At 60.7% G+C, this 22,607-nt stretch carries 22 protein-coding genes; 12 read left to right on the top strand and 10 right to left on the bottom strand.

Going from position 1 to position 22,607, the window contains the following annotated elements; translation table 11 throughout:
* Positions 1 to 155 precede the first annotated feature (155 nt).
* The 6 genes from LVY75_26795 to LVY75_26770 form a co-directional block, all read right to left on the bottom strand.
* Positions 156 to 980: a transglutaminase family protein gene (locus tag LVY75_26795; GenBank protein ID XAZ22391.1), complete on the bottom strand. Its 825-nt coding sequence runs from the start codon at positions 978 to 980 to the stop codon at positions 156 to 158.
* A gap of 12 nt (positions 981 to 992) precedes the next feature.
* The gene (locus LVY75_26790) at positions 993 to 1,934 is read right to left on the bottom strand and encodes an alpha-E domain-containing protein (GenBank protein XAZ22390.1); all 942 of its coding nucleotides are present in this window, start codon (positions 1,932 to 1,934) and stop codon (positions 993 to 995) included.
* Positions 1,934 to 3,343, bottom strand: coding sequence for a circularly permuted type 2 ATP-grasp protein (locus tag LVY75_26785; protein ID XAZ22389.1), 1,410 nt, complete (start codon positions 3,341 to 3,343; stop codon positions 1,934 to 1,936). The genes LVY75_26790 and LVY75_26785 overlap by 1 nt, the downstream gene beginning before the upstream one ends.
* 296 nt (positions 3,344 to 3,639) lie before the next feature.
* A complete protein-coding gene (locus tag LVY75_26780) occupies positions 3,640 to 5,361 on the bottom strand; it encodes a DEAD/DEAH box helicase (GenBank protein ID XAZ22388.1) in 1,722 nt (573 codons plus the stop codon).
* Positions 5,362 to 5,596: 235 nt separating this feature from the next.
* A complete protein-coding gene (locus tag LVY75_26775; protein ID XAZ22387.1) occupies positions 5,597 to 6,697 on the bottom strand; it encodes a DNA alkylation repair protein in 1,101 nt (366 codons plus the stop codon).
* Positions 6,698 to 6,772: 75 nt separating this feature from the next.
* A complete protein-coding gene (locus LVY75_26770; protein XAZ22386.1) occupies positions 6,773 to 7,090 on the bottom strand; it encodes a hypothetical protein in 318 nt (105 codons plus the stop codon).
* Between the two features lie 337 nt (positions 7,091 to 7,427).
* Here LVY75_26770 and LVY75_26765 point away from each other — a divergent pair, with 337 nt between their 5' ends.
* Positions 7,428 to 10,856: a response regulator gene (locus LVY75_26765; GenBank protein XAZ22385.1), complete on the top strand. Its 3,429-nt coding sequence runs from the start codon at positions 7,428 to 7,430 to the stop codon at positions 10,854 to 10,856.
* On the opposite strand, the gene mnmD is transcribed toward LVY75_26765, so the two are convergent.
* Positions 10,850 to 11,572 carry a tRNA (5-methylaminomethyl-2-thiouridine)(34)-methyltransferase MnmD gene (gene mnmD / locus LVY75_26760; protein XAZ22384.1) on the bottom strand — a complete coding sequence of 241 codons (723 nt, stop codon included), beginning with the start codon at positions 11,570 to 11,572 and terminating at the stop codon, positions 10,850 to 10,852. The two genes, LVY75_26765 and mnmD, sit on opposite strands and share 7 nt — an antisense overlap.
* Between mnmD and LVY75_26755 the strand changes: the two genes are divergently transcribed.
* The 10 genes from LVY75_26755 (at position 11,571) to LVY75_26710 (ending at position 18,423) form a co-directional block, all read left to right on the top strand.
* Positions 11,571 to 12,749, top strand: a complete 1,179-nt coding sequence (locus tag LVY75_26755) for an FAD-dependent oxidoreductase (protein ID XAZ22383.1) — start codon at positions 11,571 to 11,573, stop codon at positions 12,747 to 12,749. The genes mnmD and LVY75_26755 overlap by 2 nt on opposite strands.
* Before the next feature lie 116 nt (positions 12,750 to 12,865).
* A complete protein-coding gene (locus LVY75_26750; GenBank protein XAZ22382.1) occupies positions 12,866 to 13,573 on the top strand; it encodes a DUF1045 domain-containing protein in 708 nt (235 codons plus the stop codon).
* Between the two features lie 99 nt (positions 13,574 to 13,672).
* Complete coding sequence (gene puuE, locus LVY75_26745) at positions 13,673 to 14,596, top strand: allantoinase PuuE (GenBank protein ID XAZ22381.1); 924 nt, start codon at positions 13,673 to 13,675, stop codon at positions 14,594 to 14,596.
* A complete protein-coding gene (gene uraD / locus LVY75_26740; protein XAZ22380.1) occupies positions 14,596 to 15,093 on the top strand; it encodes a 2-oxo-4-hydroxy-4-carboxy-5-ureidoimidazoline decarboxylase in 498 nt (165 codons plus the stop codon). Before puuE ends, uraD begins: the two co-directional genes overlap by 1 nt.
* The gene (alc, locus tag LVY75_26735) at positions 15,094 to 16,116 is read left to right on the top strand and encodes an allantoicase (GenBank protein ID XAZ22379.1); all 1,023 of its coding nucleotides are present in this window, start codon (positions 15,094 to 15,096) and stop codon (positions 16,114 to 16,116) included.
* A gap of 57 nt (positions 16,117 to 16,173) precedes the next feature.
* Positions 16,174 to 16,464, top strand: a complete 291-nt coding sequence (locus LVY75_26730; GenBank protein ID XAZ22378.1) for a nucleotidyltransferase family protein — start codon at positions 16,174 to 16,176, stop codon at positions 16,462 to 16,464.
* Positions 16,461 to 16,823, top strand: a complete 363-nt coding sequence (locus LVY75_26725) for a DUF86 domain-containing protein (GenBank protein XAZ22377.1) — start codon at positions 16,461 to 16,463, stop codon at positions 16,821 to 16,823. The genes LVY75_26730 and LVY75_26725 overlap by 4 nt, the downstream gene beginning before the upstream one ends.
* On the top strand, positions 16,792 to 17,328 hold the full coding sequence (locus LVY75_26720) for an ureidoglycolate lyase (GenBank protein XAZ25841.1): 537 nt from the start codon (positions 16,792 to 16,794) through the stop codon (positions 17,326 to 17,328). The genes LVY75_26725 and LVY75_26720 overlap by 32 nt, the downstream gene beginning before the upstream one ends.
* Entirely contained in the window at positions 17,325 to 17,681 is a 357-nt protein-coding gene (gene uraH / locus LVY75_26715; protein XAZ22376.1) for a hydroxyisourate hydrolase, read from the top strand. The genes LVY75_26720 and uraH overlap by 4 nt, the downstream gene beginning before the upstream one ends.
* A 1-nt stretch (position 17,682) precedes the next feature.
* Complete coding sequence (locus LVY75_26710) at positions 17,683 to 18,423, top strand: metallophosphatase family protein (protein ID XAZ22375.1); 741 nt, start codon at positions 17,683 to 17,685, stop codon at positions 18,421 to 18,423.
* 1 nt (position 18,424) lies between these two features.
* Here the strand turns inward: LVY75_26710 and LVY75_26705 are convergent, their stop codons facing one another.
* The 3 genes from LVY75_26705 to LVY75_26695 all read right to left on the bottom strand — a co-directional run bounded on the left by LVY75_26705 (position 18,425) and on the right by LVY75_26695 (position 22,207).
* Positions 18,425 to 19,567, bottom strand: coding sequence for an alpha-hydroxy-acid oxidizing protein (locus LVY75_26705; GenBank protein ID XAZ22374.1), 1,143 nt, complete (start codon positions 19,565 to 19,567; stop codon positions 18,425 to 18,427).
* A 97-nt stretch (positions 19,568 to 19,664) separates the two neighbouring features.
* A complete protein-coding gene (guaD, locus tag LVY75_26700; GenBank protein ID XAZ22373.1) occupies positions 19,665 to 20,972 on the bottom strand; it encodes a guanine deaminase in 1,308 nt (435 codons plus the stop codon).
* Entirely contained in the window at positions 20,969 to 22,207 is a 1,239-nt protein-coding gene (locus tag LVY75_26695) for a urate hydroxylase PuuD (GenBank protein ID XAZ22372.1), read from the bottom strand. The genes guaD and LVY75_26695 overlap by 4 nt, the downstream gene beginning before the upstream one ends.
* A gap of 167 nt (positions 22,208 to 22,374) precedes the next feature.
* Here LVY75_26695 and LVY75_26690 point away from each other — a divergent pair, with 167 nt between their 5' ends.
* Positions 22,375 to 22,569 (top strand): hypothetical protein, encoded by a 195-nt coding sequence (locus LVY75_26690; protein XAZ22371.1) that lies wholly within the window; start codon positions 22,375 to 22,377, stop codon positions 22,567 to 22,569.
* Positions 22,570 to 22,607 lie beyond the last annotated feature (38 nt).

Below are 22,607 nucleotides of genomic sequence, written 5' to 3'. Positions count from 1 at the left end.
CGCTTTGCGCCGGTGCCCACAAATGCGAGCTCATAGCGCACAGCTTCCGCCTGCGGCTTTAACATCGGGTTAGTTTGAAGTAGAGAATTGGTTGCAACAGCAATTATTGCGTGTTTGAACGCGCATAATCTCCTCGGCAACTTCGCCTGCTTTTGTCAGCTCTGGCTTTGGCTCTGCATCTGGTCGCCGTTTTCGACCTTTACCGTGACCGAGAGCTTCTCGCCCGGGGTGCCGATGCGCATGCCCGATACGGGCGCGGCATCGCGGTAGCAGAGGCCAGAGGCCATGCGGACATAGCGGTCATCCGGGCAGATCTTGTTGGCAGGGTCGAAGCCGACCCAGCCGAGGCCGGGAATATGCGCTTCGCCCCAGGCATGAGTGGCGGCCTGATCGACCTTCTCTTCCATCATCAGATAGCCGGAGACATAACGCGCCGGGATCTCCAGTGCGCGGGCGGAGGCAACGAAAATATGGGCATGGTCCTGGCAGACGCCGCTCTTCTTCTCCAGTGCCTGTTCGGCCGTGGTCTCCGTACCGCTGGTGCCGGGCTTGTATTCGACCGCCTCGTGGATTGCCGCCATCAGCGCATGCATGCGGGCAAGGTCGTTCTCACCTGTCACGCCCTTGATCAATTCCTTCACCAGCTTGCCGCTCTTCGTCAGCGGCGTCTCGCGCAGGAAGAGCCAGAGCGGGCAGAAGCCGGTATGCGGGCCGGTGACGCCGTTGCGGTCTTCGGTCTCGATCTCGCCCTCGGCGACGATGCGCGTGACCTGCTGTTCGCCTTCCAGCGAGACGAGGTTCACGTGATTGCCGAACTGGTCGTCATACTCGACTTCCGGCTTGGCGCCTTCGACATGCAGCGACCAGTTGAGCACGGTCTGGCCAACGGCATTCGGCGGCGTCAGGCGCAGCCGCTGCAGCGAAAACTGCGCCGGTTCGTCGTAGCGGTATTCGGTGAGGTGGCTGATCTTCAGTCTCATGATCTGACCCGCTTAAACATAGAACCGGTAGCCATCGGAGATTTCGTTGCCGAGCTTGTTGTTGCGCGAGACGAAATCTTCGAGGAACTCATGCAGGCCCTGATCCATGACATCCTTGATCTTCAGGGTCTGCAGCGTGGCGCGAATGGCATCCGCCGTATCGTGCGCTGCAAGGCGTTCGCCGTAGTCCTTGGCGATATAGCCGAGGTTGCTGACGATCTTCTCGTAGCAATAGGCAAGCGAACGCGGCATCTGACCGTTCAGGATCAGGAAGTCGGCGATGTTCATGGCCCGGTATTCGCCGTCATAGGCCCAGCTGTAGGAGCGGTGGGCAGAGACCGAACGCAGGATCGACTCCCACTGAACGTTGTCGACCGAAGAACCGACCTGCGAGATCGACGGCAGCAGGACGTAATATTTCACGTCGAGGATGCGGCTCGTATTGTCCGCGCGCTCGATGAAGGTGCCGATGCGGGCGAAATTATAGAGTTCGTTGCGCAGCATCGAACCATGGAAGGCGCCGCGGATGAGGCCGGCGCGATGCTTGATGACATCGATGACCTCGGGCAGTTCCGCCGGCTTCAGCTTTTTCGACAGAAGCTCCTTGAGATCGATCCAGCATTCGTTGGTTGCTTCCCAGGTTTCGCGCGTCAGCGCGGTGCGCACCATGCGGGCGTTGTTGCGGCCGAAATCGATGCAGGACATGACGCTCGACGCGTTCTGGCGGTCGCGCAACATGTAGTCGATTACATCAGGACCGGTCAGCTTCGAATGGCTCTCGGCATAGAGTTCGCGCACGCCGGCGCTTTGCAGCACGCCGTCCCAATTGTCATCACCGGCGTCGCTCCGCGTCAGTGACATGCGCAGGCCGGCATCGACAAGGCGAGCGATATTTTCGGCGCGCTCGATATACCGGAACATCCAGTAGAGCCCGTTTGCAGTTCTTCCGAGCATCAGTCCTCCAATACCCAGGTGTCTTTGGTGCCGCCGCCCTGGCTGGAATTGACCACCAGCGAGCCTTGCTTCAGCGCCACGCGGGTAAGCCCGCCCGGAATGATCTGCACCTTGTCGGAGACCAACACATAGGGGCGCAGGTCGACATGGCGGGGTGCGATGCCCTTGTTGACGAGGATCGGAACGGTGGACAGAGAAAGCGTGGGCTGGGCGATGTAATTGCTGGGCTTGGCCTTCAGTTTCTCGGCGAAATCGGCGCGTTCCTTCTTGGAAGCGGTCGGGCCGACAAGCATGCCGTAGCCGCCGGAGCCATGCACTTCCTTGACCACCAGTTCCTCCAGATGCTCCAGCACATATTTCAGGCTGCCGGCTTCCGAACAGCGCCAGGTCGGCACGTTCTCGAGGATCGGCTTGCGGCCGGTATAGAACTCGACGATCTCCGGCATGTAGGAATAGATCGCCTTGTCATCTGAAATGCCGGTGCCGGGCGCATTGGCGATGGTGATATTGCCGGAGCGGTAGACATCCATGATGCCGGGAATGCCGAGGGCCGATTCCGGGCGGAAGGTGAGGGGATCGAGGAAGTCGTCGTCGACCCGGCGATAGAGCACGTCGATCGCCTCGTAACCGCGCGTCGTGCGCATCTTCACCTTGCCGTCGATGACGCGCAGATCAGAGCCTTCGACCAGCTCGACACCCATCGTGTCAGCGAGGAAGGAATGTTCGTAGTAAGCGGAGTTGTAGATGCCGGGGGTCAAAACGGCGACGCGCGGCTTGCCCTTGCAGCCGGGAGGGGCGAGCGAAGCGAGGCTCTGGCGCAGGAGATAGGGGTAGTCCTCGACGCGCTGCACCTTGTTCTCATGGAAGAGTTCCGGGAACATCTGCATCATGGTTTCCCGGTTTTCCAGCATGTAGCTGACGCCGGAGGGTGTGCGGGCATTATCCTCCAGCACATAGAACTGGTCTTCGCCGGTTCGTACGATATCCGTGCCGACGATATGGGTGTAGACGCCGCCCGGCGGCCGGAAGCCGATCATCTCGGGCAGGAAGGCAACGTTCTTCTCAATCAGTTCGCGCGGAATGCGGCCGGCGCGGATGATTTCCTGCTTATGATAGATATCGTCGAGGAAGGCGTTCAGCGCGATCACCCGCTGCTCGATGCCCTGGGCGAGTTTGCGCCATTCGCGGGCCGAGATGATGCGTGGGATGATATCGAAGGGGATGAGTTTTTCGGAACTGTCGGCGTGGCCGTAAACCGCGAAGGTGATGCCGGTTTTGCGGAAGATGTTTTCAGCGTCGCGGGACTTTGAAATCAGGTGTGCCCGGTCTTGGCTGTTGTACCACTCAAAATATTTGTCATATGGCGCTCGGGGACTTTCGTCTCCGGTGATCATTTCATCAAATGCCAAAGGTGTGGCTCCCCTTTTTTGTTCATTTGAATACAATGCAATAGGCAATGCAAGAACCATGCACAGTTCGCATGGAAGATTCATAAAATCTTCTGCAATGCAGAAACGGGTCAAAAACTGGGCATTTATCGGCAGTTGGTGCGAGGTGTGCTTTTGGCAATCCTGACTTGGCGCACAAAAGATGGGCAGGTGATCATTTCATGCCCGGGCGACGGACCAAACTCTGCCCGCGCCTGTGACCGAGACGGTCAAAAGAAAAGGGCCGGATCACTCCGGCCCTTCCTGATATCATTGGCTTAAGCGCGTTCGCGGCGCGGGCCACCACCATTGCGGCCCTTGCGGCGGAGACCGCCATTGCCGTCACGGCGCTGTTCGCCCTGCGGCTGCTGGTCGCCGTGGTTGCGCGGCGGGCGGCCATGAACGTGCTGCTTGTTGCCGCGGTGATGGCCGGTCGCTTCCGTCTGGGCCGGGCGCTGCTGCTGATTGCGGGCCGGGCGGAAATCCGAGGTCGAGGCCAGATCATTGTCAGGGCCGAGATCCGGTGCCTGCTCGTTGCGTCGCTGGCCGCGGAAGTCCTGGTTGCGGTTGTTGCGCTGGGGGCGAGCGCGACGTTCTTCACCGCCACGCGCTTCCGAGACATCACCTTCATGGCGCGGACGGCGGTCGCCATGGCCGGCGGGACGGCCGCTGCCATTGCGGGTTTCGCTGCGGCCGCCTTCACGGCGTTCGCCACGCTGTCCACCTTCACCACGGCCTTCACCGCGACCGCCCTGGCCACGCTGCTGGCCTTGGCCGCCACGACCGCGATTGTTGCTGCGGGGTGCAGCACGCAGGTCAGCCGGCGGTTCGCCGCTGGCAACGGTAATGTCGATGCCCATCAGCTTTTCGATGTCGCGCAGCAGGCGAGCCTCATCGGGCGCGCAGAAGGCAATGGCAATGCCGTCGCGGCCGGCGCGGGCCGTGCGGCCGATGCGATGCACGTAGGCGTCAGGCACTTCCGGCAGGTCGTAGTTGAAGACGTGGCTGACGGCCGGGATATCGATGCCGCGGGCGGCGACGTCGGTGGCGATCAGCGTCTTGATGGCGCCGTCGCGGAAGCCCTTGAGCGCACGCTCGCGCTGGCCCTGGCTCTTGTTGCCGTGAATGGAGGCAACGGAATAGCCGACCTGCTCCAGATGCTTGGCGAGCTTTTCGGCGCCATGCTTGGTGCGCAGGAAGACGATGGAGCGGCCATCGGGGTTTTCGGTCAGCGTCTTCTTGAGCAGAACCGTCTTGTCGTTCTTGCCTGGGACGAAGTGGACATACTGCTCGACCTTGTCGGCAGCCTTGCCCGGAGGCGTCACTTCGACCTTGACCGGATCGGTCAGGTAATCGCCGGCGAGATCGGCAATCGCCTTCGGCATGGTGGCCGAGAAGAGCATGGTCTGGCGGCGCTTCGGCACCATCTTGGCGATCTTGCGCAGGTCATGCACGAAGCCGAGGTCGAGCATCTGGTCGGCTTCATCGAGCACGAGGTAGCGCACGGCCGTCAGCGTGATGGCGTTGCGGTTGCAGAGGTCGAGCAGGCGGCCGGGCGTGGCGACGAGGATGTCGGTGCCCTTCTCGAGCTGAAGCTGCTGCTTGTTGATGGAGACGCCGCCGACGACGACATTGATGCGCAGCGGCGACTTGCGGATGAATTTCCGGAGGTTGTCGGCGATCTGGTTAACCAGTTCGCGGGTCGGGGCCAGGATCAGCGTACGAACGGAGCGGTTGTCGGGACGCTTTTCTTCCTTGAGCAGGCGCTCGATGAGCGGCAGGCCGAAGGCAGCGGTCTTGCCGGTGCCGGTCTGGGCAAGGCCGATCAGGTCGCGGCCCTGGATGAGAAGGGGGATAGCCTGTTCCTGAATGGGCGTCGGCGTTTCGATGCCGAGCTGAAACAGGGTGGCGACGACCGGCTTGGAGACACCGAGCGATTCAAAATTGGTCAAGTCATAACCTTTTAGGGCGCGCCAAACATAAACGCCGGATCGCGACATTGCGGTCCGGTGTCAATCTGGCGTCAAGAACCCCGCGTGAAATGGGAACTTGTAAGTTGGAAAAAGCTTCCTGCGCGTCTTGCCGCTCTTGGGTCGCGGCATTGTCGAATGCGCTCTATCCTTCTTCAGCATCTGTTGCAGTGGCACGCTCACGCGGCGGCCGGAAGGTGAAAGCTGCGGTGCATGTGGTCTATTTCCCGCCGGAAGTCAAGAGCATGCGCCGCCATTCGGTGCCTCAGGGCATGGAGAGGACGAAATGACCCGAGGCCGTTTCGGCACCATTGATGAGAATGACGATGCGATGTTGGCCGGGATAATAGCGCCGCGTGGTGATCGGCCGCATGGCGTGTCGGCGCTGCAGGGCATGGTCTTGGCCTGCGGCCAGCGTGACCGTTTTCCATTTGAAGACCTTCGGCGAGAGCGAGCCGTCCGCCTTCACGTGATGGATGGCATAGTCGATCATCAGGGATTGCGCGATATCGCCGGCATTGCGCAGGCGGATTTCGAAATCCACGCCTTCTCCGAAAAGCACCGATGGATTTGGCAGCCGCAGTTCGCATTCCAGAGCGGCTGCCGCGCCGAAGCCGAAATTGGCAAGCGCCTGAGCATGGCCCTTCTTCAGCAGCGTGCGGGAGGCGTGTTTCAGTAGCCAGCGGCGCTCGGCCGAGGCGCCCTCGATACGCTCGGCGATAAAGGCCGCGACGAGATCGGGATGATCCTTGGCGATGTCGTTCAGGCTGTTTGCGACGGAGCGTCGGACATAATCTTCGGGATCGTCCATCAGCGCGGAAAGGATCGGGATTATCGGCGAGGGGTCCTTGATCAATTGCGGCAGGCGCATCGCCCAGGGCAGGCGCGGGCGGGTACCCTCGCTCGCGAGCCTGCGGACATGGTGGTTGGCGTCGTCGACCCAGCGGATGATCGTCGCCAGCGCGCGATCCTGGTCCTGATGGATGAACGGACGGATGCCGAACTCCGCCGTGAAATGCGGCGTCAGTGCTTTGAGGAGATCAAGCGCGATATCGAAATGCCCAAGGCCGCGCGCGGCGATGAACTGGTTGACGGGCAGGAGCATCCAGCCTGTCAGCCCGGCCTTGCCGGCGGCCGGCAGGCTTGCGCCGAGAATGGCTGCCGCCTCGGGGAAGCTTTCGGGTAGGGTCGCAAAAAGCGCGTCGCGGATCAGTGTTGCGCGCTCCATGAGCTCCAGCGATTCGATGCCATCCGTTGCGAGTGCGGTGAAGCGGTCGCGGTCGAAGGAGGGCGCATTGGCCGAGATAATGTCCGCCATCGCGCGTACGAGCGCTGGATGCAGAAGGTTCTTCAGTGGTTCGGGCATCGGCGCAATCTCCCCTCGGGTCATGCGATGCATGGCCCGATGAAGGCGAGAGGTCAAGCGATGCCTGGAAAGCCCTCAGCGCCTGCAGATTTCGATGCGATAGGGGTGGCCCCAGCGATTATGGCGCCATTCCGGATGGCAGTAGCGCGGGCCGTAATAGGCGGGGTAGGCAGGATAATAAGCATAGGGGCGGGGATAGTAGGCGTAAGGTGCCGGATAGGCCGGACCGGAGGCGATTGCTCCACCCACGAGACCGCCGACGACACCACCGGCAACACCGCCCCAGAAGGCATCGCCGGAGTGAGCGCTTGCGGTATCGGCCGTTGCCAGCGAGGCGCCTGCAAATGTCAGTGCAACCAGGCCCGCCGCCATTGTCTTATGAAGAACGGACATGTCGAATCCCTTTCGTGGTAGGCTCGTCATTGAAGCCATTGCCAGAATCTGCTGCGATCGCGGCGCGCTGATGGTTGCGCAAGCCGTGCCGGGATTAAATTTTCTCCATGCTCGGCCGTCGTCGGATCGCGCGTTCGCCATGTCCGGCCGGGTTTCCCCGTGAATCTTCAAGCCATTTCAGTTTCGTGCAAGCCTTTATTGTCAGTCTGATTCATCAACTTCATGAGCCGGCTTGGAATTTTTGTCAGTGGAATTTTATGGTTAACAGCTTGTTAAAAGCCTTGGCGTTATAGTTGTTGTGGGGGATATTTCGTTTCATTGCGGGAGTGAAGATTTTTTGAACTTTACCGGGGAACTCTTGGAACTGGCCTGCCGCCGGATCGCTGATCTGGATACCCCGGCCTATGTTAAAAACAGCGAACTCCGCTATGTCGCCGTCAACGAGGCCTATGCCCGCTTCTTCGGCCGCGAGATTTCCGATTTCATCGGGCGGCGCAGCCGCGAATTGTTCGATCGACCGGAAGAAGAGGAGCGCGAGGATCGCGAACGTCGTGCGCTTGTGTTCGGTACGGAAGAGAGCGCCATCTCCTTCGATGCCGCCGGCCTCAGCCATGAGCGCGTGCTGATCGAGAGTTTTTCGCCTTCCCAAGACCGGGCTTACGTGCTCGGCATCTTCGATATACGCGAACCGCGCCGCGCCATTCCCGAGGTCGCCGATACGATGGCGACCGATCTTGGCCATATCCGCGAGGCGCTTGAAAATCTCGATCACCCGATCGGCATCTTTGCCAAAGACGGCCGTCCGCTGGTCGTCAATGCCGCCTACCGCGGCGGCAGCAGGTATGCGCCTGAGGGCAGCCAGTTTGCGCCCGAGGGCAGCAGGTTTGCGCCTGAGGGCGCCACTGCCGTGCCGGCAGGTGAAGCCTCCTGGCACGAAAGCGTGCGCGAGCGCGACCTCTTGCGCACCATCATGGAGGATCTTCCGGTCGCGGCTTTCGTGCGCGACGAAGACCACCGGCTGGTCTATGCCAACCAGTATTACGAGACCTTCACCGGTCATGCCCGTTCCAGGGCACTCGGCTTGACCGAGCACGACATGTTCGGACCGGAAGCGGGTGAGGCGATCTATCGGGAAAACCTCCTCGCGCTCGAAAACGGCGTGCTGATCGAGGTCGAGAGCTATCTGCCGAATACGGACGGCGAAATCTTCCAGGTGATCTCCCGCGTCAACCGGGTCGTCACGCCTGACGGCAAGCGTTATGTCGTCGGCTCCTTCTCCGACATCACCCCGCTGAAAGCGCGTGAGAAGGAATTGATAGACGCGCGCCAGCAAGAGGAAATCCTGCATCAGGAAATCGAGAGCATCCTGCGCTCGCTTCCGGTCGGCGTGCTGATCCTCGACAACGATCACACCATTCTCTACGTCAATGATGAGTTCTACAGCATCTGGGAACTGCCGCTCGACGACCGTTTCGACGGGCGGCCGTTCATCGATGTCGTCAAGCGCAATTACGAGCTCGGCCGCTACGGCGATACGCAGACGCCGGACGAAATCTATTCGTTCCGCAAGGGGCTTTTCGAAGATGAAAACCCCGAGCCGATCCAGCTCGATTGGGCTGCCGGCAAGTCCGTCATCTTCGACTCCAGGCGCATTTCCTCCAACCGCATCCTGCTGACCTATTCCGATATTTCCGCCGTGCGCGAGCGCGAGCAGGAAATCCATGAGGCGCGCGCCGCACTGGAAAGCCTCGGCGAGATGATGCGTGACGCGACGCATGCCATGTCGCAGGGGCTCGCGATCGTCCGGGACGGCGTGATTAAGCTTTCCAATGACGGGCTTGCCGAAGTGCTGCGCATCCCGGCCGAGCTGACCGAGACGGGCAGGGAATGGATCGACCTTTTCCAGTTCTGTGCCAATCGTGGCGATTTCCACGACAATGCAGTCGAAACGCTCGAGGAGTGGCGCGCCAACATTGCCGCGCGCCAACCGATCTCGACTGTCTTCCATGTCGGCGGCGAGCGCTGGGTGAATATGGAAGCCACCATCAGCGAACGGCAGCATTGGGTGGCGCTGTTTACCGACGTGACCGAACTCAAGCAGCGCGAAGAGGATCTGACTGAGCTTCTGTCGCGCGCCGAGGCTGCCGACCGCGCCAAGTCCGAGTTCCTCGCCAATATGAGCCATGAGATCCGCACCCCGATGAACGGTGTGCTTGGCATGGCGGAACTGCTCGCCAAGACCAATCTCGATACCCGCCAGAAGACCTTTGTCGATATCATCGTCAAATCGGGCAATGCGCTCTTGACGATCATCAACGATATCCTCGATTTCTCGAAGATCGATGCCGGCCAGATGAAGCTGCGCAAGGCGGCCTTCGATCTCGTCGAGGCCGTCGAGGATGTGGCGACGCTGCTGTCTTCGCCTGCGGCGGAAAAGGATATCGAGCTTCTGGTGCGGGCAGCACCGGATCTGCCGGCTGCCGTCATCGGCGACGCCGGGCGCTTCCGCCAGATCGTCACCAATCTCGTCGGCAATGCCGTGAAATTCACCGAGCGCGGCCATGTCTTCGTCGATATCGGTTTCGAGGCTTCCGGCGGCGACGAGATCATGACCAGCATCCACATCGAGGATACCGGCATCGGCATTCCGCCCGAGAAGGTGGAGTCCGTCTTCGACAAGTTCTCTCAGGTCGATTCCTCATCGACCCGGCGGCATGAAGGCACTGGCCTCGGTCTTGCGATCACGGCGGGTCTCGTCGACCTCTTCGGCGGCTATATCAATGTCGAAAGCGAATGGGGCAGGGGTTCGGTCTTCACCGTCAGGCTGCCCTTTGCGGTCGCTGCCGCCCGGATCGACCCGAAGCCGCTGCCGATCAATGTGCAGGGTGCGCGTATCCTCGTCATCGATGACAACGAGGTCAATCGCCGTATCCTGACCGAACAGTTGGGCCTCTGGGGCTTCGACGGCGTTGCCGCGGAAGGCGGCGCCACCGGTTTTGCCATTCTGGAGGCCGCTGCCGATCTCGGCATCAAGGTCGATGCCGTCGTGCTCGATTATCATATGCCCGACATGAACGGCGCCGAAGTCGCCCGCCGTCTTCGCGCAGACAGTCGTTTCGCGGAGCTGCCGATCATCTTCCTGACCTCGATGGATATTTCGGGTACCGAGAAAGAGTTTGCGGCGCTGAACGGACATGCGCATCTGATGAAACCGGCGCGCGCCAACTTGCTGCGCAATACGGTCGTCGAGGTGGTGCGGGCAAGCCGTGTCAAACAGGCTTCCGAGGCCGAGATCACGCGGCTGCAGAAAGAGGCGGAGGCACCGCCGCCGGCACCTGCGCCTGTTCCGCAAAAGCGGGCTGCCGAATTCGTCGACGTGCTCGTGGCCGAAGACAACGAGGTCAACCAGATCGTCTTCACGCAGATCCTGCAGGGGACCGGGCTTTCCTTCCTCGTCGTCAATAATGGCGAAGAGGCCGTGGAGGCGTGGGAGCGGCATACGCCACGCCTGATCATGATGGATGTCTCAATGCCTGTCATGAACGGCCATCAGGCAACCATGCTGATCCGCGAGAAGGAGCAGGGGCAGGGCCATCGTGTACCTGTTATCGGTGTCACGGCGCATGCGCTGGAAAGCGACAGGGAACTCTGCCTCGATGCCGGCATGGACGACTACATGTCGAAGCCGATCAGCCCGGAACTCCTGGAAGACAAGATCCGCCAATGGCTTGGCGGCGAGTTGAAACCCGGCCGTTCCGGCTATTGAGGCTTTGTGCCGCAGAGCATTTCCCGCTTTCCGGCGAAACCTTGGCGCCGCTCGACAGTGAACCCGGCCGCCGCGAGATTGCGGCGCACGAAGCCTGCTGCGGCATAAGTCGCAAAGCTTCCGCCCGGAACGGTCTTTTCGCAGACGAGGCGCATCAACTCTGCCGACCACATGTCGCCGTTGCGCGACGGAGCGAAGCCATCGAGATACCAGGCGTCGAATTCGGCGGCAGCCCGAGAAACGCCGTCGAAGGCCTGGCCGCAGACGACGCTGAGCTTCGTCTGCTCGTCCAGGGCGAGTGAGACAATGCCTTCGGGATTGTCCGGCCAGAGGGCGGTCAGCGCCTGGCGCTCGGCATCGATCTCGGGCCAATGGGCAAGCGCTCGGTCGATTTCCTCGCGGCGCATCGGATAGAGCTCGAAGGACATGAAATGCAGATGCTGTCCGGGCAGGCGGTGAAGTTTCCATTGGCGCCAGGTTTCCAAGACATTCAGCCCCGTGCCGAAGCCGAGTTCGCCGATGAGAAAGGCCGAGCGGCCGCTCCACCGTTCAGGCAGGCCGTTTCCCGAGAGGAAGACGTGGCCGCATTCCAGCCGCCCGTCGGTCTGGCAATAAAAATGGTCGCCAAAGGCGGTCGAATAGGGCATATCGCCGTCGCGCCATTCGAGAGGCTGCGGCTTGCCCGCGCCGATCTGATCCGGATTGATGTCTGTCATGGAAAAAGCCGATAGTCCTGCCCCGGCCTCGGGTCAATCATCGATCGATGTCATCATCATCGGCGGCGGCATCATGGGCCTGTGGGCGGCCGTGCATGCCGAGCGCCGCGGCATGAAAACGCTGCTTGTCGATGCCGGGCGTCTCGGCGGCGGGGCAAGCGGCGGGCTGCTCGGCGCGCTGATGCCGCACATGCCGGACCGCTGGTCGGAAAAGAAACAGTTCCAGTTTGATGCGCTGGTGTCGTTGGAAGCCGACATTGCCGATATCGAAGCTTCGACCGGGCTTTCGGCCGGATACCGGCGCTCTGGCCGGTTGATCCCGCTGCCGAAGCCGCATTTGTGCAAGATCGCGCTCGGCCATTCCGAAGATGCAAAGGCGCACTGGAGAGCGGGAGGGAAGCGCTTTCACTGGCATGTGCTCGATCGGCCACCGGCTGACGGCTGGATTGATCCGGCTGCAGGCGAAAGCGGTTTCGTGCATGACACGCTCGCAGCCCGCGTCGCGCCGCGCTCGCTGGTCGCGGCACTGGCGGCGTTTCTGCGCACGGCACGGCATGTTCGCATACTCGAAAATACCGAGATAACGTCACTTGACCCGGCGCGGGGAACGGTATCCATAGGCGGCAAAAGTCTCGCCTTCGGCCGCGCCATCCTTGCTGCCGGATATCGGTCCTTTCCGTTACTCGAGTCGCTAACATCGGGGTTGCAGAAACCTCTCGGGCAGGCCGTCAAAGGACAGGCGGCACTGCTTGCCGCTGATGTCGACCCCGGCTTGCCCACGATCTTTCTCGACGGGCTCTATGTCGTTGCCCATGAGGGTGGGCATGTGGCCATCGGCAGCACCAGCGAGAACAGCTTTGCCGATCCCTTTTCCACGGACGAGCAGCTCGATGCGCTGATCGAAGCCGCCCGCGATATGGTTCCCGGCTTGCGCGATGCGCCCGTTATCGAGCGCTGGGCCGGATTGCGCCCCAAGGCGATCGACCGCGATCCGATGGTCGGCGCGCATCCGGAGAATCAAAATCTCATCGCACTGACCGGCGGTTTCAAGGTCAGTTTCGGGCTCGCACATCGGCTGGCGGAAGCGGCGATATGCATTGCAAGCGATGTAAATACAGAATTTTTATTGCCGGAAAGCTTTGCAATTTCAAACCACATTGCAGTCTCTTCACGTTAAACGTGAATTAGAAGGCGCTCCGCTTCGTTATTCTGTCATGCAAATCACCTATCTGCTTGCGCATCGATGGCGCGGGAATTGGTCCGCGCCTACTTCAGTCAGATGGAGGAAATCGCATGCGCTATGCCATTTGCTTCACGCCATCAGCGAGCGATCCGCTCTCGCATGTGGCGGCCAGTTGGCTTGGCCGCAACGTATTTTCAGGCGAGATGGTCGAACCGCCGGCAATCCGCGGGCTTGGCATCCACGAGATCGCCTTTCATACGGCTGTGCCGCGTCGCTATGGATTCCACGGCGTGCTGAAAGCCCCTTTCCACCTTTCGTCCGAGGTCTCCGAACCGCAACTCCTGCGCGACCTCATGCGCTTTTGCGGGACGTTGTCACCCTTCCAGATTCCGCGTCTGGAAGTTGCTCGCCTCGGCACTTTCTACAGTCTGTCACCGATCCGCCCCTGCGATCAGGTTCACTTTCTTTCCTCGGCGATCGTTCAGGAGTTCGACCGTTTTCGTGCGCCACTCTCCGAGGCGGATATCGAGCGGAGCGATCCTGACGGACTTTCGGCGGCGCAATTTGCCAACCTGCATCGCTGGGGCAACCCCTATGTGATGGACGAGTTCCGTTTCCATATGCCGGTTACCGGCCCGGTGAACGCCGTCGATATGCCGCGCATCGAGCAAGCGCTCCGGGCGATGTTCGATCCGGTTCTTGCCGAACCGGTAACGGTCTCGAATGTCGCGCTGATGATCGAGGAAGGGGCCGGCGGCCCGTTCCGGGTGCACTCGCTGCATCCGATGGGCAAGGTGAGCGCGCGCAAGATCGCCTGAGTTACACGCGACAAGTCGAAGGCCAAATACGCACTTTTACGCCTCGACATTCCGGTCACGGATGCTACCGTTTCACCTGTCTTTTCAAAAGGTGATTTGATGGTATCCGAGACCTATCCGCGCAATCTCGTCGGTTACGGGCGCAACACGCCCGACCCGAAATGGCCGGGCGAGGCACGCGTCGCAGTACAGTTCGTCATCAATTACGAAGAGGGTGGCGAGAGCTCCATCCTCGACGGCGATCCGGCTTCGGAGAACCTGCTGTCGGAAATCGTCGGCGCGCAGCCCTGGCCGAACCAGCGCAATCTCAACATGGAATCGATCTATGAATACGGCTCACGCGCCGGCTTCTGGCGGCTCTGGCGTCTTTTCACCGATCTCAAGATGCAGGCGACCGTCTATGGCGTCACGCTCGCCATGGCCCGCAATCCGGAAGCGGTCGCCGCGATGAAGGAGGCGGGCTGGGAGATTGCCAGCCACGGCTATCGCTGGCTGGAATACAAGGATTTCCCGGAGGATCTGGAGCGCAAGCACATCCTCGAAGCCGTGCGCCTGCATACGGAACTGACGGGTGAGCGGCCCTACGGCATGTACCAGGGCAAGCCTTCGGACAATACGCTGCGGCTGGTGCAGGAGGAGGGCGGCTTCCTTTATTCGTCGGATTCTTACGCCGATGATCTGCCCTATTGGGTGAAGAGTGCCGATGAAAATCCGTTCCTCATCATTCCCTATACGCTCGAGACCAACGACATGCGGTTTGCCACGCCGCAGGGCTTCAATTCCGGTGACCAGTTCTTCACCTACCTCAAGGACGCCTTCGATACGCTCTACGAGGAAGGCAAGGAGGGCAGCCCGAAGATGATGTCGGTCGGACTGCATTGCCGCCTCGTCGGCCGTCCGGGACGCGTGGCGTCGCTCAAGCGGTTCATGGAATATGTGCTGAAGCACGACAAGGTGTGGGTCCCGCGCCGGATCGAGATTGCGCAGCACTGGCATGCGAACCACAAGCCGGAAACGATCTGATGATTTCGCGCAACGAATTTGTGTCTCGCTTCGGTGGCGTCTTCGAGCATTCGCCCTTCATCGCCGAGCGGGCCTATGACGATGGCTTTGTCGGTGAGAAGCTGACGGTAGATCGTGTGCATACGGAGCTCGTCGCCATTTTCCGCGCGGCGAGCAGGGAAGAGCGCCTCGGTGTGTTGCGCGCTCATCCCGATCTTGCCGGACGGCTGGCGGTCGCGGGCGAGCTGACGGAAGACAGCAAGAAGGAACAGGCCGGTGCGGGGCTCGACCGGTTGAGCCCTGAAGAGCATGCGCGTTTTACCGACCTTAATTCCGCCTATACGCAGAAATTCGGTTTTCCCTTCATCATCGCGGTGAAGGGGCTGAACAACGACGATATCCTTGCCGCTTTCGAAAAGCGGATCGACAATACCAGCGACGAAGAATTCGTGACTGCGGCAGCCGAGGTCGAAAAGATCGCGCTGCTGCGCCTGACATCCATGCTTCCGGAGACCTGAATGACCGATACGACCGATACCAGCCTGCCAGCTTTCGCCACGGGTGCCATCAATCTTGCCTCGGCCCGTCTCGGCGCCAAGGGTCTCTACGCCACGGACGAATTCTTCGCGCCGCTGGAGCGCATGCTGCAGGACGTGCCGGCAAGCTTCGATCCGGATCTCTACGACGATAACGGCAAGTATATGGACGGCTGGGAAAGCCGCCGCAAGCGCGTGCCTGGCCATGACTGGGCAATCGTGAAGCTTGCCATGCCGGGCCGTATCTTCGGCTTCGATGTCGATACCAGCTATTTCACCGGCAATTATCCGCCGCATTGCTCGATCGAGGCTGCCTTTCTGGAGAGCGGCGATCCTGATGATGCGACGCAGTGGACCGAAATCCTGGCCAAGTCGCCGCTCGGCTCCAGCGCCCATCATTTCTTCGAAAATGCTGACAAGCAGAAGATCTGGACGCATCTTCGCCTGCATATCTATCCGGATGGTGGTGTGGCGCGTCTTCGCGTCTATGGCTCGGCCTATTTCGACTGGTCGAAAGTCGGCGCCGGTGAGGAGGTCGACCTCGCCTATATTTTCAACGGTGCAAAAGCGCTTGCCTGGTCGGATGCGCATTATGGCCATCCGGACAAGCTGCTCGGTCCTGGACGCGGCCTCAACATGGGCGACGGCTGGGAAACCAAGCGCCGCCGTGGTCCAGGTCACGACTGGGCGATCATTCGGCTCGGCCATGCCGGCACGATCAAGCGCGTGATCGTCGATACGGCCTTCTTCAAGGGCAATTTCCCGGACACATGCGAACTCTTCGGCGCCTATCTGCCCGATCTCGGCGATACGCTGTCTGAGGCCGATATCGCGGCTTCGGAAAACTGGAAGCCGATCCTGCCGCGCAGCAAGCTGCAGATGGACCATATCCATGAATATGGCAGCGACGCGATTGCCGATATCGGCCCGATCACGCATGTGCGTTATGCCATGCATCCGGATGGCGGCACGATGCGCCTCAGGCTCTTCGGAGTGAAGGCTTGAGTTCTTTCCTCTTTCAGTCCCGTCCCTTATATTCGCGGCATCAGGAGTGATGCCGCGATGAGACCGTCGGAAGTGCTGGAGAAGAACAGGCAGGCGATCCGCGAAGCGACCAAGCGCTTCAACGCGGCAAACCCGCGTGTGTTCGGCTCGGTTGCCCGCGGCGAGGGTCGGCCGGACAGCCATCTGGATATTCTGGTGGATGCGCTGCCAGGGACAACGCTGTTCGATCTTGGCGGGCTGCTGGAAGAATTGCAGGATATTCTGGGGGTTAAGGTGGATCTGGTTACTGCGGGTGGATTGCCGGAACGCATCAGACACCGTGTTCTGTCGGAAGCCTCCGCCATATGAGCCGCGAGCGCCTTCTTGAACATGTGGATCGCATGCAGGAGGCCGCGCAGCAGGCCTTCGACCTGACAGAGGGCATGAGCCAGGAGCAGTTTCTCCATGATATTCGTACCCAGTTGGCGGTGACGATGTCGCTGGTCCTCGTCGGCGAAGCAGCGGCGCGAATTGCGGCTGGCGACCCCGGCTTTATTCAGGATCATCAGGATATTCCGTGGACCCGGATAAAGGGCATGCGAGACCTGATCGTTCACGATTATTATCGGGCAGAATTGCCCGTCATCTGGCAGACGGCGAGGACCGAACTTCCTGCTCTGGTTTCCCAACTTGAAAATGTTCGCCACTGGCGCGTTCAGGGCGAGTAATTCCGTGTCCAAATATCTCGAAATACAGTCTCTAACAAAATCCGCCTTCGCGTCCTTCGGTGACGTGATCGAAGCCGATCCTGCGAGCATGCGCTATATCAACGGCGGCAATACCGAGCGTTTCCATGCGCTTGCAGCGCCCGAGGCTGCGGGCGAGGGGGCGCGCGTCATCATCAATCTCTTCCGCGGCCAGCCGCGCAGCTTTCCTTACGAGGTCGGCATGATGGAGCGGCACCCGTTCGGTAGCCAGAGCTTCTCGCCGATATCGGGCCGACCCTTCCTCGTCGTCGTTTCCGAAGATGAAGGCGGCCGTCCGGGGCGTCCGCAGGTCTTTCTCGCGGGCGGCGACCAGGGCGTGAATTATCGGCGCAATGTCTGGCATCATCCGCTGATGGCGCTCGGCGAGCCGAGCGACTTTCTCGTTGTCGACCGTGACGGTCCGGGCAACAATCTGGAAGAATTCTTCTTCGACAGCCCCTTCATCATCAGAGAGCCCGCGCCATGACCGGACTGACCACCCATGTTCTCGACACGGCTCTCGGCAAACCGGCCCAAGGGCTGCGAATCGATCTCTTTCACATCGAGGGGGAGCTTCGCCACCTTATCAAGACGGTGGAGACCAATGCCGATGGCCGCGTCGATGGTGGGCCGATCCTGATCGGCGAGAGCTTTCGTGCCGGTACCTACGAACTGCTCTTTCACGCCGGAGATTATCTCAGGGCAAACGGGACGCCTCTGCCGCATCCGGCCTTCCTCGATCTCGTGCCGATCCGCTTCGGCGTTGCCGACACCTCGGCGCATTATCATGTGCCGCTGCTGATCTCGCCCTATGGCTATTCCACCTATCGCGGGAGCTGAGATGCGCTTTGCTGCGATCGCCGATATCCATGGCAACTATCTGGCACTGGAAGCCGTGCTTTCCGACATCGCGGCGCAGGGGATTACTGGCATCGTCAATCTCGGCGATTGTTTCAGCGGTCCGCTGGAGGCGGGCAGGGTGGCGGATCGGCTGCTGTCACTTTCCATTCCGACCGTGCGCGGCAACCACGACCGCTATCTGATCGAGCAGCAGCCGGAAGAAATGCATATTTCGGATGCCGCCGCCTATGTGCAGCTTGGCGCGGCACATCTCGACTGGCTGCGATCGCTGCCGGTCGACCTGATCTACAGGGACGAGGTCTATCTCTGCCACGCGACCCCTGAGGACGACAATCTCTACTGGCTGGATACGGCCGTTGCCGATGGCAGCGTGGTGCTGCGGCCGCAGGCGGAGATCGAGGCGCTGGCGGAAGGCATCAAAAGCCCGTTGATCCTCTGTGGCCACACGCATATTCCGCGCATGGCAGCACTTTCCGACGGTCGTCTGGTGGTCAATCCCGGCAGTGTCGGCGGCCCGGCCTATGACGATGACAAGCCTTATCCGCACAAGGTCGAAACCGGACATGCAATGGCGAGTTACGCGGTGCTGGAAAAATTAGCCAGTGGATGGACGGCGCATTTCCGCAATATCGGCTATGACAACATGGCCATGTCGGCGCTGGCAATGGCCAATGGTCGCCCGGAATGGGCCGTGGCACTCGCGACGGGCCGGATGCCGTAAGTTACTGCCGGCCGGCAATGATCGAGGAATCGATATCCCTGATGTCGCGTTTGCCGCAGAGCGCCATGGTGATGTCCATCTCCTTGCGGATGATCTCGAGTGCCCGCGTAACGCCGTCCTTGCCCATGGCACCGAGGCCATAGAGGAAGGGGCGGCCGATATAGGTGCCACGCGCGCCGAGTGCCACGGCCTTCAGCACATCCTGACCGGAGCGGATACCACCATCGATATGCACTTCGACGCGGTCGGCGACGGCATCGACGATCTTCGGCAGCATGCTGATCGAAGAGGGGGCGCCATCGAGCTGACGGCCGCCGTGATTGGAGACGATAATGGCATCGGCGCCGGTTTCGGCTGCGTGCCTGGCATCCTCGACATCGAGGATACCCTTGATGATCAGCGGGCCGCCCCACTGTTCCTTGATCCAGGCGACATCTCTCCACGATAGCTGCGGGTCGAATTGTTCATTCGCGAAAGTCGTGATCGAGGGAAGATCGGCGAGGCCTTTGGCGTGGCCGACGATGTTGCCGAAGCTGCGGCGCTTCGTCTTCATCATCTCCATGCACCAGTAGGGGCGCGTCGCCATCTGCCAGATATGTTTCGGCGTGAGTTTCGGCGGTGCCGAGAGGCCGTTGCGCAGGTCCTTGTGGCGCTGGCCGATAATCTGCAGGTCGGCGGTCAGCACCAACGCAGAGCATTTGGCGGCCTTGGCGCGGTTGATGAGATCGAGCACGAAGCCTCTGTCGCGCATGACATAGAGCTGAAACCAGAAGGGCTTCGTCGTGACGGAGGCGACATCCTCGATGGAGCAAATGCTCATGGTCGAGAGCGTGAAGGGCACGCCGAATTCTTCCGCCGCGCGCGCCGCCAGCATCTCGCCATCGGCGTGCTGCATGCCGGTCATGCCCGTCGGGGCAAGGGCCACCGGCATCGACACCTTCTGGCCGATCATCGTGGTTTCGAGCGTGCGGTTGGTGATGTCGACAAGCACGCGCTGGCGCAGTTTGATATCGCGAAAATCGGCTTCGTTGGCGGCGTAGGTCGATTCCGTCCAGGCGCCGGAATCCGCGTAGTCGAAGAACATCTTCGGAACGCGGCGCTGAGCCATTTTCTTGAGATCGGCGATGGTCAGCGGCTTGGTCATGAGCGAACTTTCACATCTGATGACGTGGTCGAATACCACGCTTCTTCAGCCTTTGGTATTTGATTTCAGAGGGTTTTGCCGTCAGGCCACCGCCCTGCTAGAGCCCGCTTTTCAGCGCGACGCCCGCGACATAAGTTTCCGCAACGGCGCGGTCGTCACCCATGGTCTGCAGCAGGAACAGTTCCTCCGAAAGCGTCTTTACGACATCCATTTTCAGGGCCATGGCCGGTGTTGCGGCCGCGTTGAGAACGACCAGGTCGGCGTCCGTGCCCGGCTCCAGCGTGCCGATCCTGTCGGCCAGAGATAGCGCCTCGGCATTGCCGAGGGTCATGTAATAGTAGCTGTCGAGCGGGTTCAGCCGTTCGCCGAGAAGCTGCTGGATCTTATAGGCTTCGTCCATGGTCCGCAGCATGGAATAGCTGGAACCACCGCCGATATCGGTGGCAACGCCGATGCGAACGGGCTTCTCGCGGCGGGCGAGCGCCTTCAGCGGGAAGAGGCCGGAGCCGAGGAAAAGGTTGGAGGTCGGGCAATGGACGGCGACCGCTCCGGCCTCGCTCATGGCATCGGCCTCACGGTCTGAAAGATGGATGGCGTGGCCGAAGAGGCTCTTCGGTCCGAGCAGGCCATAGCGGGCATAGATATCGGTGTAGTCGGCCGCATCAGGATAGAGTTCGCATGTGAACTTGATCTCGTCGTGGTTTTCCGACAGATGCGTCTGGATGTGCAGATCGGGGAACTCGCGGGCAAGCGCTGCCGTCGCCTCCATCTGCTCCGGCGTCGAGGTGATTGCGAAGCGCGGCGTGATGGCAACGTGGTTGCGGCCCCTGCCGTGCCAGTCGGCGATCACCTGCCGCGTCTCGTCGTAGCCCATTTCGGGCGTATCGAGCAGGCCTTGCGGCGCATTGCGGTCCATCATCACCTTGCCGCCGACCATGCGCATGTTTCGGCGCATGGCTTCCGCAAAAAAGGCATCTGCCGAGGTCTTGTGGACAGAGCAATAGGCGACGGCCGTGGTCGTGCCGTGACGGATCAGTTCGTCGTAGAAATGCGTGGCAATCTTCTCGGCATGGGCGCTTTCGACGAAGCGGCATTCCTCGGGGAATGTGTAGGTATTCAGCCATTCCAGAAGGTTTGCGGCATAGGAAGCAATGACCTGCATCTGCGGGAAATGAAGGTGCATGTCGATGAGGCCGGGCATGATCAGATGCGGACGGTGATCGATTTCGGCGACCTCGGCAGGCGCCTTGGTCTTGACGTCAGCATAGGCGCCGATAGCAGCGATGATGCCATTCTCGATCAACAGACCACCGTCTGTCTCGTAGAAATAGCTCTCGCTATCGGCGAGGCTGAGCGGAGCGCGGCGGAAGGAGAGCAGGCGCCCGCGCAGGAGTGTCATGGTCATTCTTGTTTGCCTTCGACTGCGCTTTCGAACCAGGCGACGAGCAGCTTGCGCTCATCCGGTGTAATGTCGGTCACGTTCCCCGGCGGCATGGCATGGCTGCGGCCCGCCTGTATATAGATTTCCCGGGCGTGCGCAGCGATTTCTGCGTCATTTTCCAAGATTACGCCCTTCGGCGGCCGGGCGATACCTTCATAGACCGGCTCTGCCGCATGACACATGGAACAGCGCGTGCCGATCAGCTGTTTGACGGCGGGAAAATGTGGATCGCCGGCAAATTGCTGGAAGGCGGGTGCCACGGATCCGCTCTGATCCTCGCCGGTCAGGATCTTCGGTGCAGTCGACAACCACATGATGAGGATGAAGAGCACGACGGTGACGATCCAGGTCCAGGTCGGTCGTCCCTTGCGGGCATGGGTGGTGTTGAACCAGTGGCGTATCGTGACCCCCATCAGGAAGACCAGTGCGGCGATCACCCAGTTGAAGGCGGTGCCGAAGGCCAGCGGATAGTGGTTCGACAGCATGAAGAAGATGACAGGCAGCGTCAGGTAGTTGTTATGCAGCGAGCGCTGCTTGGCCATATAGCCATATTTGGCATCCGGCGTGCGGCCTGCGATCAGGTCGGCCACGACGATCTTCTGGTTGGGAATGATGATCATGAAGACGTTGGCCGACATGATCGTGGCGGTGAAGGCGCCGAGATGCAGGAAGGCGGCACGGCCGGTGAAGACCTGCGTATAGCCCCAGCCCATGAAGACCAGCACGACATAGAGCACCGCCATCAGGCCCCAGGTGTTCTTTCCGAGCGGCGACTTGCAGAGCAGGTCGTAGACGATCCAGCCGAAGCCGAGCGATGCGAGCGAGATCAGGATGGCGACCGGCTTGGAAATATCCAGCACATGGCGATCGATGAGGAAGAGGTCGGCGCCGCCGTAATAGACGATGCAGAGCATCAGGAAGCCTGAGAGCCAGGTGAAATAGCTTTCATATTTGAACCAGGTCAGGTGTTCCGGCATCTCGGCCGGTGCCACCAGATATTTCTGGATGTGATAGAAGCCGCCGCCATGGACCTGCCATTCCTCGCCGTGAACTCCGGCTGGCAGATGCGGGCGCTTCACCAGGCCGAGGTCGAGCGCGATAAAATAGAAGGACGATCCGATCCAGGCGATCGCGGTAACGACGTGGAACCAGCGCGCCGCAAAGGCCAGCCACTCCCAGGCTATTGCATATTCATACATTCAGTTCCCCTGTTCTTTTTCCCGACTCGTGAGATTGCGAGAAATTCAAGCGGGAGGAAAGGGGGAACTTGGGGTTTCTTGCCGCAGTGGACGTTGCAGTAAGAGCTTGCCGGGTGCGGCATATGTGCTAAGGCATCGCAACGACGCTAATAAGGAGCCGCTGAAACATGCAGATCGAAGTCCCTTGCCCGAAGTGCCGCAACACGCGCATGAAATTTCCGCGCCCGCAGCCGATCGACAGCGACATCATCACCTGCTTCAGCTGTAATTTCGAACTCGGCACCTACGGATCGATCAAGACCAAGATGGTGGCGATGCTGAACCGGGTTGCCGCTGCCGAACAGCAGCAGAAGAAACACTGATCTACGGTTTCGGCCGGTGCGGCTGAGCCGGACGAAGC

Source organism: Sinorhizobium sp. B11 (assembly GCA_039725955.1).
GTDB lineage: Bacteria > Pseudomonadota > Alphaproteobacteria > Rhizobiales > Rhizobiaceae > Rhizobium.
Note: the sequence above shows the minus strand (reverse complement) of the source record. Positions and strands in the feature narration are given on the sequence as shown.

Coding starts and splice junctions, on each gene's coding strand:
- LVY75_26795 (XAZ22391.1), bottom strand. CDS start 980: ATGAGACTGAAGATCAGCCACCTCACCGAATACCGCTACGACGAACCG.
- LVY75_26790 (XAZ22390.1), bottom strand. CDS start 1,934: ATGCTCGGAAGAACTGCAAACGGGCTCTACTGGATGTTCCGGTATATC.
- LVY75_26780 (XAZ22388.1), bottom strand. CDS start 5,361: ATGTCGCGATCCGGCGTTTATGTTTGGCGCGCCCTAAAAGGTTATGAC.
- LVY75_26775 (XAZ22387.1), bottom strand. CDS start 6,697: ATGCCCGAACCACTGAAGAACCTTCTGCATCCAGCGCTCGTACGCGCG.
- LVY75_26770 (XAZ22386.1), bottom strand. CDS start 7,090: ATGTCCGTTCTTCATAAGACAATGGCGGCGGGCCTGGTTGCACTGACA.
- LVY75_26755 (XAZ22383.1), top strand. CDS start 11,571: ATGGAAAAAGCCGATAGTCCTGCCCCGGCCTCGGGTCAATCATCGATC.
- mnmD (XAZ22384.1), bottom strand. CDS start 11,572: ATGACAGACATCAATCCGGATCAGATCGGCGCGGGCAAGCCGCAGCCT.
- LVY75_26750 (XAZ22382.1), top strand. CDS start 12,866: ATGCGCTATGCCATTTGCTTCACGCCATCAGCGAGCGATCCGCTCTCG.
- puuE (XAZ22381.1), top strand. CDS start 13,673: ATGGTATCCGAGACCTATCCGCGCAATCTCGTCGGTTACGGGCGCAAC.
- uraD (XAZ22380.1), top strand. CDS start 14,596: ATGATTTCGCGCAACGAATTTGTGTCTCGCTTCGGTGGCGTCTTCGAG.
- alc (XAZ22379.1), top strand. CDS start 15,094: ATGACCGATACGACCGATACCAGCCTGCCAGCTTTCGCCACGGGTGCC.
- LVY75_26730 (XAZ22378.1), top strand. CDS start 16,174: ATGAGACCGTCGGAAGTGCTGGAGAAGAACAGGCAGGCGATCCGCGAA.
- LVY75_26725 (XAZ22377.1), top strand. CDS start 16,461: ATGAGCCGCGAGCGCCTTCTTGAACATGTGGATCGCATGCAGGAGGCC.
- LVY75_26720 (XAZ25841.1), top strand. CDS start 16,792: ATGTTCGCCACTGGCGCGTTCAGGGCGAGTAATTCCGTGTCCAAATAT.
- uraH (XAZ22376.1), top strand. CDS start 17,325: ATGACCGGACTGACCACCCATGTTCTCGACACGGCTCTCGGCAAACCG.
- LVY75_26710 (XAZ22375.1), top strand. CDS start 17,683: ATGCGCTTTGCTGCGATCGCCGATATCCATGGCAACTATCTGGCACTG.
- LVY75_26705 (XAZ22374.1), bottom strand. CDS start 19,567: ATGACCAAGCCGCTGACCATCGCCGATCTCAAGAAAATGGCTCAGCGC.
- guaD (XAZ22373.1), bottom strand. CDS start 20,972: ATGACCATGACACTCCTGCGCGGGCGCCTGCTCTCCTTCCGCCGCGCT.
- LVY75_26695 (XAZ22372.1), bottom strand. CDS start 22,207: ATGTATGAATATGCAATAGCCTGGGAGTGGCTGGCCTTTGCGGCGCGC.
- LVY75_26690 (XAZ22371.1), top strand. CDS start 22,375: ATGCAGATCGAAGTCCCTTGCCCGAAGTGCCGCAACACGCGCATGAAA.